Here is a 9,035-nt window from a genome sequence, read left to right on the forward strand (position 1 = left end):
GCGGATGGAAATGGTGCCCTTCTCTACCGGCATGCCGTTGCGCGTCCGTCAGCCATGCTCCACGCGCAGCTCCTCGATGCTGATCTCGCGCATGCGGAACTTCTGTACCTTGCCGGTCACCGTCATCGGGAACTCGTCGCAGAAGCGGAAGTGCCGGGGCACCTTGAAGTGGGCGATGCGCGCCTTGCAGAAGGCCCGCAGCTCTTCCTCCTCGACGCTGTGGCCGGGGTGGAACTTGACCCAGGCCACCAGCTCCTCGCCGTACTTGGCGTCGGGGATGCCGATCACCTGGGCGTCGGCCACGGCGTGGTGGGTGTAGAGGAATTCCTCGATCTCGCGCGGGTAGATGTTCTCGCCGCCGCGAATGATCATGTCCTTGCTGCGCCCGACGATGCGCACGTTGCCCGCCTCGTCCATTACCGCCAGGTCGCCGGTGAGCATCCAGCGCGCCGGGCTGATGGCCTCCGACGTGGCCTGGGGGTTGTTCCAGTAGCCGAGCATCACGCTGTAGCCACGGGTGCACAGCTCGCCGATGGTGCCGCGCGGAACGACGCGGCCGTCGCCGTCGATGATCTTGCTTTCCAGGTGCGGCTGGGTGCGGCCGACCGTGGTCACGCGGATTTCCAGTTCGTCGTCCGGGCCGGTCTGCAGCGACACCGGGCTGGTTTCGGTCATGCCGTAGGCGATCTGTACCTCGGCCATGTGCATCTCGCCGATCACCCGGCGCATCACTTCGATCGGGCAGGTGGCGCCGGCCATGATCCCGGTGCGCAGGCTGGACAGGTCGAATTCCGCGCGGCGCGGGTGGTCCAGCTCGGCGATGAACATGGTCGGCACGCCGTACAGCGCGGTGGCGCGCTCCTCGGCCACGGCCAGCAAGGTGGCCTCCGGCTCGAAGCTGGGCGACGGGTAGATGATGGTGGAGCCATGGGTGAGGCAGCCGAGGTTGCCCATCACCATGCCGAAGCAGTGGTACAGCGGCACCGGGATCACCAGGCGGTCGTGCTCGGTCAGGCCGATGCTCTCGCCGACCATCAGGCCGTTGTTGAGGATGTTGTAGTGGCTGAGCGTGGCGCCCTTGGGGAAACCGGTGGTGCCGGAGGTGTACTGGATGTTGATCGGCTCGTCGAACTGCAGCTGGGCCTGGCGCTGCGCCAGTTCCTCGGCGGCGACGGCCGAGCCGATGGCGTCGAGCTGGTCCCAGCGCAGGAACCCGGCCGGGGCCTGGGCGGCCAGGCTGATCACCCCGTTGAGCTCCGGCAGCCGCGCGCTGTTCAGCTCGCCCGGGCGACCCTGGCCGAGTTCGGGCAGCAGCTCGACGAGCATGCCGTGGTAGTCGGAGGTCTTGAAGGCGTCGGCGCACACCAGCCAGCGGCAGCCGGACTGCTTGAGCGCGTATTCCAGCTCGTTGGCGCGGTACGCCGGGTTGATGTTGACCAGCACGGCGCCGACCTTGGCGCTGGCGAACTGGGTGATGCACCACTGCGCGCAGTTCGGCGCCCAGATGCCCAGGCGGTCGCCCTGGCGCAGGCCCAGGGCGAGGAAGGCGCGGGCCGTGGCGTTCACCACTTCGGCCAGCTCGGCCCAGCTGTAGCGCAGGTTCTGGTGGCGCACCACCAGGGCTTCGCGGCTGGCGAAGCGGCTGACGGTATCGTCGAAGGCAGCGCCTATGGTCATGGCCAGCAGCGGCTTGTCCTGGCGGCCACGGGAGTAGCTCGGGTGATTCATGGCGTTCCCTTGTTGTGCTTGTTCTGGGACGTGGCGAACGGCCTGACCCGCAGGCCCGGGCCTGACCGGCCGGTCGACGGCTCGCCGGGTATGTTTACGTTAACGTAAAGGTAAACGCAAGCCCGCAGCCTTTCGCCCACTTCTCAGCATAGCCAGTCAAGCTTTGTGCCATGGAACATAAAGTCCTTATGATTCAGCTATTTGTAACCATTCACCGGGTGCCGGCCGGGGGCCCGGAATCGCATTTCGCGACAGTCGGCGAGACGCCGTCTCAGGGACCGGGTCCTCTGTGAAAGTGATACTGGCGATTACGCCCGCAAGCCTTTGAAATTCTTTCGTCGCCGCCCTGTCGGGGCTGATGCGCGGCCATTGGCCATGGATTAGAATTCCAAGAAATTGCCTACACGGATGTAGACCCTCCCCACTTGTGCGAATCACATCCATGAACACTCGTCGTTCGATTCTCGGGCTGCTCTTCACCGTCACCGCCGCCCTGTCCCTGCCCACCGTCGCCGCCAGCAAGGCCGCGGTCACCCCCAACCAGCTGGTCCTGGCCTCCGGCAGCGCCCTGGTGGTGGACCTGAATTCCGACCAGGTGGTGTATTCCAGCAACCCCGACGTGGTCCGCCCGATCGCCTCGGTGACCAAGCTGATGACCGCCATGGTGGTGCTCGACGCCAAGCTGCCAATGGATGAGCAGATCGACGTCGACATCTCCGAGACCGCCGAGATGAAGGGCGTGTTCTCCCGCGTGCACCTGGGCAGCCGCATCGACCGCCGGCAGATGCTGCTGCTGGCCCTGATGTCCTCGGAGAACCGCGCCGCCGCCAGCCTGGCGCACCACTACCCGGGCGGCAGCGTGGCCTTCGTCAAGGCGATGAACGCCAAGGCCAGGTCGCTGGGCATGCTGCACACCCACTATGTCGAGCCCACCGGCCTGTCGATCAACAACACCTCCAGCGCCCATGACCTGATCCGCCTGGTCAAGGCCGCCTACCAGTACCCGCTGATCCGCGAACTGAGCACCACGCCGACCAAGGACGCGCGCTTCAGCCACCCGAACTACGCGCTGAGCTTCTTCAACACCAACCCGCTGGTGCGCGCCGGCAAGTGGGACATCCGCCTGACCAAGACCGGCTTCACCAACCAGGCCGGGCACTGCCTGGTGATGGTCACGGTGATGAACGGCCGCCCGGTGGCCCTCGCCCTGCTCGACGCCTTCGGCAAGCGCACCCACGTGGCCGACGCCGCGCGCATCCGCCGCTGGGTGGAAACCGGCAAGGCTTCGCCGGTGCCCGCCGTGGCGCTGCGCTACAAGCAGGACAAGCAGGCGCAAGGCATGCAGGCCGCCGAGTGACCTGAATCGCTGCGCAAAAAACGCCGTTTCTCCGCGAGGGGAAACGGCGTTTTTCTTTCCGTACGCCTACGACGTTATCCGCCATTGCCCGGCGCCGGCGGCGGATAACCGCGAACGGTTATTCGCCCCACAGGCGACACGGCACTTTAATCACCTCTCATGGCGTAAATGCCATTTAGATTACGACCAACATCCATTGTTTAAATTACGCCCGTAATTTAACTTGGAAACATCCGGTCGCCCCACGCGACCCTTCGGAGGTTTCCATGCAAGACCTGACCCGCGAACAGAAGATCGACGCCTGGCTGGCCCAGGCCGAGGCGATCCGCGCCCGCCTGGCGCCGTCCGGGGTGCTGCCGGTCGCCGAGCTGCGCGCCCGCGCGCCCCTCGAATTCTTCGCCGGCATCAACGCGGGCGAGCTGCCGCCACCGCCGTTCAACGAGCTGATCGGCTTCCTCGCCGTGGAATGGGAGCCGGGGCGCTTCGTCTTCCAGGGCACCCCGCAACGCCAGCACTACAACCCGCTGGGCTCGGTGCATGGCGGCTACGCCGCGACCCTGCTCGACTCGTGCATGGGCTGCGCCATCCATACCCGCCTGGAGCCGGGGCTGGGCTACACCACCACCGACCTGCGGGTGAGCTACATCCGCGCGCTGACCCTCGACAGCGGCCCGGTGCGCGCCGAAGGCACGGTGGTCCACGTCGGCCGCAGCACCGCGCTGGCCGAGGGCCGCCTGTACGACGTCGACGGCCGGCTCTATGCCACCGCTTCCACCACCTGCCTGATCCTCGGCCGCTGAATCCAGGAGAACCACCATGACTTCCGTCGTCATCGCCGGCTACGCCCGCTCCCCCTTCCACTTCGCCAAGAAAGGCGGCCTGATCGAGGTGCGCCCGGACGACCTCGCCGCGCAGACGGTCAAGGGCCTGCTGCAGCGCCTGGACCTGGACCCGGCGCGCATCGAGGACCTGATCATCGGCTGCGCCTACCCCGAGGCCGAACAGGGCATGAACCTCGGGCGCATCGTCGGCTTCCTCGCCGGGCTGCCGGAAAGCGTCGCCGGGGTCACGGTGAACCGCTTCTGCGGCTCGTCCATGACCTCGGTGCACTTCGCCGCCGGGCAGATCCAGCTGGGCGCCGGCGAGGCCTTCCTCTGCGCCGGGGTGGAATCCATGACCCGCGTGCCCATGGGCGGCTTCAACGTGTCGCCGAACCCGCGCCTGCTGCGCGATTTCCCGCAAGCCTACATGCCCATGGGGCAGACCGCCGAGATTGTCGCGCAACGCTACGGCATCTCCCGCGAGGAGCAGGAGGCGATGGCGGTGGAGTCCCACGCCAAGGCCGCCCGCGCCCGCGAGCAGGGCCTGCTGGCGGCGGAGATCGTCGCCATCGACACACCCGCCGGCGCGGTGACGGAAGACGGCTGCATCCGCCCGGGCACCAGCGCGGAGGCCCTGGCCCAGCTGAAGCCGGCCTTCGGCGGCAGCGTCACCGCCGGCACCGCCTCGCCGCTGACCGACGGCGCCGCCGCCGTGCTGGTGTGCAGCGAAGACTTCGCCCGCGCCCATGGCCTGGACATCCTGGCGCGGGTCAAGGCGGTGTCGGTGGTCGGCTGCCCGCCGGAAATCATGGGCATGGGGCCGCTGTACGCCACCCGCAAGCTGCTCGACCGCGCCGGGCTGCGCATGGCCGACATCGACCTGGTGGAAATCAACGAGGCGTTCGCCAGCCAGGCCCTGGCGTGCCTCCGCGAGCTGGGCCTGGACGCCGGCCGGGTCAACCTGCACGGCGGCGCCATGGCCATCGGCCACCCGCTGGGCGCCACCGGCGCGCGCATCACCGGCAAGGCCGCGGCGCTGCTGAAGGAAAGCGGCGGGCGCTACGCCATCGCCACCCAGTGCATCGGTGGTGGCCAGGGCGTGGCCACCTTGCTCGAAGCCGTCTAGCCCCCATCCATACAACAAGCCCCCGTAGGAGCGCGCCATGCGCGCGAATCGCGGGCGTGGCCCGCTCCTACGGGGGGGGGGGCTGCGAGCGGTTCAGCCGCACAGGAAGCCCAGCAGCTTGTCGCTGAACGCGTCGCCGGCCTGGACGTTGGACAGGTGCGCGGCGTGGAACTCCACCAGCTCGGCGCCGGCGATGCGTTCCTGCATGAAGCGGCCGTGCTCGGTGGTGGTCACCGGGTCGCCGCTGCCGCAGACGATCAGGGTCGGCGCGCGCACGGCGCCCAGTTGCTCGCGGAAGTCGGCGTCGCGCACCGCGGCGCAGTTGGCGGCGTAGCCTTGCGGCGAGGTCTGCGCCAGCATCGCCACGATCGGCTCGACCCGCTCCGGGTGGGCTTCGGCGAAGTCGGCGGTGAACCAGCGCGAGATCGAGGCGTCGCGCAGGTCGCGCATGGCCTGGGCGCCGCCGGCCAGCACGCTGTCGATGCGCGGGTTCCAGACTTCCGGGGTGCCGATCTTGGCGGCGGTGTTGCACAGCACCAGGCGCTCGATGCGTTCGGGGGCGTTGATCGCCAGCCACTGGCCGATCAGGCCGCCCATGGACAGGCCGCAGAAGCTGGCGCTGGCGATGTCCAGCGCGTCCAGCAGGGCCAGCACGTCGCCGCCGAGCTGTTCGATGCTGTACGGCCCCTGGCTGACCAGCGAGGCGCCGTGGCCACGGGTGTCGTAGCGCAGCACCTGGAAGTGCCGGGTGAGCGCCGGAACCTGCGCGTCCCACATGTGCAGGTCGGTGCCCAGGGAGTTGGACAGCACCAGCAGCGGCGCGCCGGCCGGGCCTTCGAGGCGGTAGTTCAGGTCGCCGTCGGCGAGTTTTACGGTAGGCATCGGGAACTCCGTGGAAGCATGTAACGACGCCCGCTTGGGGCGGGCGTCGGGATTATCGCAGTTTCAGTCGCTGGGTCCCCGCGTTCGCGGGGATGACACCCTTGATTCAGTGCCGGAACCCAGCGAACCACATCAGACGCGCTCGACGGCCAGGGCCACGCCCTGCCCCACACCTACGCACATGGTGCACAGGCCCCGCTTGCCGCCGCTCTTCTCCAACTGGTGCACGGCGGTCAGGACCAGGCGCGCGCCGCTGGCGCCCAGCGGGTGACCGAGGGCGATGGCGCCGCCGTTGGGGTTCACGCGGGCGTCGTCATCGGCGATGCCCAGCTCGCGGGTGACCGCCAGGCCCTGGGCGGCGAAGGCCTCGTTCAGTTCGATGACGTCGAAGTCGCTCACCGCCAGGTTCAGGCGTTCCAGCAGCTTGCGCACCGCCGGCACCGGGCCGATACCCATGACGCGCGGAGCGACGCCGGCGCTGGCCATGCCGAGCACCTTGGCGCGGGGTTTGAGGCCGTGCTTCTGTACCGCTTCGGCGGAAGCCAGGATCAGCGCCACCGAGCCGTCGTTGACGCCCGAGGCGTTGCCGGCGGTGACGGTCTTGTCCGGGCCGTTGACCGGCTTGAGCTTGGCCAGGGCTTCGGCGGTGGTTTCCGGGCGCGGGTGTTCGTCGGTATCGACGACGGTGTCACCCTTGCGGCCCTTGATCACCACCGGGACGATTTCCTCGGCGAAGTAGCCGGCGGCCTGGGCGCGCCCGGCCAGTTGCTGGCTGCGCAGGGCGAAGGCGTCCTGGTCGGCGCGGCTGACCTGGTAGTCGTCGGCAACGTTGTCGGCGGTCTGCGGCATGGCGTCCACGCCGTACTGGGCCTTCATCAGCGGGTTGATGAAGCGCCAGCCGATAGTGGTGTCCTCGATCTTCTGGCCACGGCCGAAGGCGCTGTCGGCCTTGCCCATGACGTAGGGCGCGCGGGACATCGACTCGACGCCACCGGCGATGACCAGCTCGGCCTCGCCACTGGCGATGGCGCGGAAGGCGGTGCCGACCGCGTCCATGCCCGAGGCGCAGAGGCGGTTCAGGGTCACGCCGGGGATGCTTTCCGGCAGGCCGGCCAGCAGCAGCGCCATGCGCGCGACGTTGCGGTTGTCTTCGCCGGCCTGGTTGGCGCAGCCGAGGTACACCTCGTCCAGCTGCGCCCAGTCGACCTGCGGGTTGCGCTCGACCAGCGCCTTGACCGGCACGGCGGCCAGGTCGTCGGCGCGCACCGCCGAGAGCGCGCCGCCGAAGCGGCCGATCGGCGTGCGCACGGCGTCGCAGATGTAGACCTCGCGGCTCATTCCTCACCCCCTTGCTGGCCGTGGGCGGCCGCGGTGCGGGCCTCCAGGGCGCGCAGGGCTTCCAGCTCGACGTCGGTCGGCGCCACGGTCTCGGCGACCTGCGCGGCGAAGCGGATCGCCCAGCCGGTGTTCTCGATCACCTGCTCGCGGCTCACGCCCGGGTGCAGCGCGGTGACGATGAATTCGTTGCTGCCGGTCTCGGGTTCCATGATGCACAGGTCGGTGATGATCGCCACCGGGCCCTTGCCGGGCAGGCCGAGCTGCTGGCGGTGGTCGCCGCCCTCGCCATGGCCGACCGAGGTGATGAAGGCCAGCTTGTCGACGAAGGTGCGGTGCGACTGCTTGAGGATGATCAGCACTTCCTTGGCGGAACCGGCGATCTCCGGGGCGCCGCCGGCGCCGGGCAGGCGCACCTTCGGCTTGTTGTAGTCGCCGATGACGGTGGTGTTGATGTTGCCGAAGCGGTCGACCTGGGCGGCGCCGAGGAAGCCGACGTCGATGCGCCCGCCCTGCAGCCAGTAGCGGAAGATCTCGCCGGTGGGGACCACGGTGTCGGCGGTCTCGGCCAGTTCGCCGTCGCCGATGGACAGCGGCAGCACGCTGGGCTTGGCGCCGATGGGGCCGGATTCGTAGATCAGGACCACATCCGGCGAGGAGGTCAGGCGCGCCAGGTTGGCGGCCTTGGACGGCAGGCCGATGCCGACGAAGCAGACCGCGCCGTTCTTCAGGCGACGGGCGGCGGCCACGGTCATCATTTCATTGGTGCTGTAGGCGCTCATTATTTGCCCTCCGCGATCTTGGCTTGGAACGCTGCGAAATCCTCGGTGCCACGGATGTACTCGTCGATCCAGGCGGTGAAGGTCTCGCGGTCGCGGGCGATCGGGTCCCAGGCCTGGTAGAAGCGGTTGTCGCGCTCGTAGTAGCCGTGGGCGTAGGACGGGTGCGCGCCGCCGGGCACGTGGCAGACGGCGGACAGCGCCCAGGTCGGCAGCACGCAGGCGTTCATCGGCGCGTTGAGGTCGTCGACGATCTCTTCGACGGTGACGATGCAGCGCTTGGCGGCCAGGGCGGCTTCTTTCTGCACGCCGAGGATGCCCCACAGCAGCACGTTGCCCTTGCGGTCGGCCTTCTGCGCGTGGATCACGGTGACGTCCGGGCGCACCGAGGGCACCGCGGCCAGCTGCTCGCCGGTGAACGGGCAGTTGATGAACTTGATGTTCGGGTTGACCTTCGGCAGGTCGGAGCCGGCGTAGGCGCGCAGCACCGCGAACGGCAGGCCCGAGGCGCCGGCGACGTAGGAGTTGGCCAGGTCGGCGTGGCTGTGCTCGTCGATCTCAAGCTCGCGCGGCCAGCCCTTCTCCACGGCGTCACGCAGACGGTGCAGCGAACCCACGCCGGGGTTGCCGCCCCAGGAGAAGGTCAGCTTGCGCGCGCAGCCGGCGCCGATCAGCAGGTCGTAGACCAGGTCGGGGGTCATGCGCACCAGGTGCAGGTCTTTCTTGCCCTGGCGGATCAGTTCGTGGGAAGCGGCGGTGGGGATCAGGTGGGTGAAGCCTTCCAGAGCGACGGTATCGCCGTCGTTCACGAAACGCTCGACCGCTTCGCGGAGGGTCAGGAGTTCAGCCATGTCGGTCTCGTCTTGTCGTTCAGGGCATGGGGGATGCCGATGGACAAGACAGTAGCGCCGCGGCTGGCGGTCAAACAATGCGATTATCGACTATCGGTGCGGTTATCGAACACTTCCAGCCTACAAACCCCAACCCATCCAAACCACGAAAATGAC

General features: G+C 68.4%; 8 protein-coding genes. 3 read left to right on the forward strand and 5 right to left on the reverse strand.

Features of this window, described 5'->3' with window-relative positions; genetic code table 11:
- Positions 1–48: 48 nt before the first annotated feature.
- Complete coding sequence (locus tag P3W75_RS20400) at positions 49–1,728, reverse strand: AMP-binding protein (RefSeq protein WP_276229125.1); 1,680 nt, start codon at positions 1,726–1,728, stop codon at positions 49–51.
- 442 nt (positions 1,729–2,170) lie between these two features.
- On the opposite strand from P3W75_RS20400, the gene pbpG reads away from it, so the two are divergent.
- The 3 genes from pbpG (at position 2,171) to P3W75_RS20415 (ending at position 5,032) form a co-directional block, all read left to right on the forward strand.
- Positions 2,171–3,085: a D-alanyl-D-alanine endopeptidase gene (gene pbpG / locus P3W75_RS20405; RefSeq protein WP_276229126.1), complete on the forward strand. Its 915-nt coding sequence runs from the start codon at positions 2,171–2,173 to the stop codon at positions 3,083–3,085.
- 266 nt (positions 3,086–3,351) lie between these two features.
- Positions 3,352–3,885, forward strand: coding sequence for a PaaI family thioesterase (locus tag P3W75_RS20410; protein WP_276229127.1), 534 nt, complete (start codon positions 3,352–3,354; stop codon positions 3,883–3,885).
- 16 nt (positions 3,886–3,901) lie between these two features.
- Positions 3,902–5,032 carry a thiolase family protein gene (locus tag P3W75_RS20415; RefSeq protein ID WP_276229128.1) on the forward strand — a complete coding sequence of 377 codons (1,131 nt, stop codon included), beginning with the start codon at positions 3,902–3,904 and terminating at the stop codon, positions 5,030–5,032.
- A gap of 93 nt (positions 5,033–5,125) precedes the next feature.
- On the opposite strand, the gene pcaD is transcribed toward P3W75_RS20415, so the two are convergent.
- From pcaD to P3W75_RS20435, 4 genes are all read right to left on the reverse strand, one after another.
- On the reverse strand, positions 5,126–5,914 hold the full coding sequence (gene pcaD, locus P3W75_RS20420) for a 3-oxoadipate enol-lactonase (RefSeq protein WP_276229129.1): 789 nt from the start codon (positions 5,912–5,914) through the stop codon (positions 5,126–5,128).
- 132 nt (positions 5,915–6,046) lie between these two features.
- On the reverse strand, positions 6,047–7,252 hold the full coding sequence (pcaF, locus tag P3W75_RS20425) for a 3-oxoadipyl-CoA thiolase (RefSeq protein ID WP_276229130.1): 1,206 nt from the start codon (positions 7,250–7,252) through the stop codon (positions 6,047–6,049).
- Positions 7,249–8,031 (reverse strand): CoA-transferase subunit beta, encoded by a 783-nt coding sequence (locus P3W75_RS20430; protein WP_276229131.1) that lies wholly within the window; start codon positions 8,029–8,031, stop codon positions 7,249–7,251. The genes pcaF and P3W75_RS20430 overlap by 4 nt, the downstream gene beginning before the upstream one ends.
- Positions 8,031–8,879, reverse strand: a complete 849-nt coding sequence (locus P3W75_RS20435; RefSeq protein WP_276229132.1) for a CoA transferase subunit A — start codon at positions 8,877–8,879, stop codon at positions 8,031–8,033. Before P3W75_RS20435 ends, P3W75_RS20430 begins: the two co-directional genes overlap by 1 nt.
- Between the last annotated feature and the right edge of the window lie 156 nt (positions 8,880–9,035).

This window comes from Pseudomonas citronellolis, assembly GCF_029335315.1.
GTDB classification, from domain to species: domain Bacteria; phylum Pseudomonadota; class Gammaproteobacteria; order Pseudomonadales; family Pseudomonadaceae; genus Pseudomonas; species Pseudomonas citronellolis_A.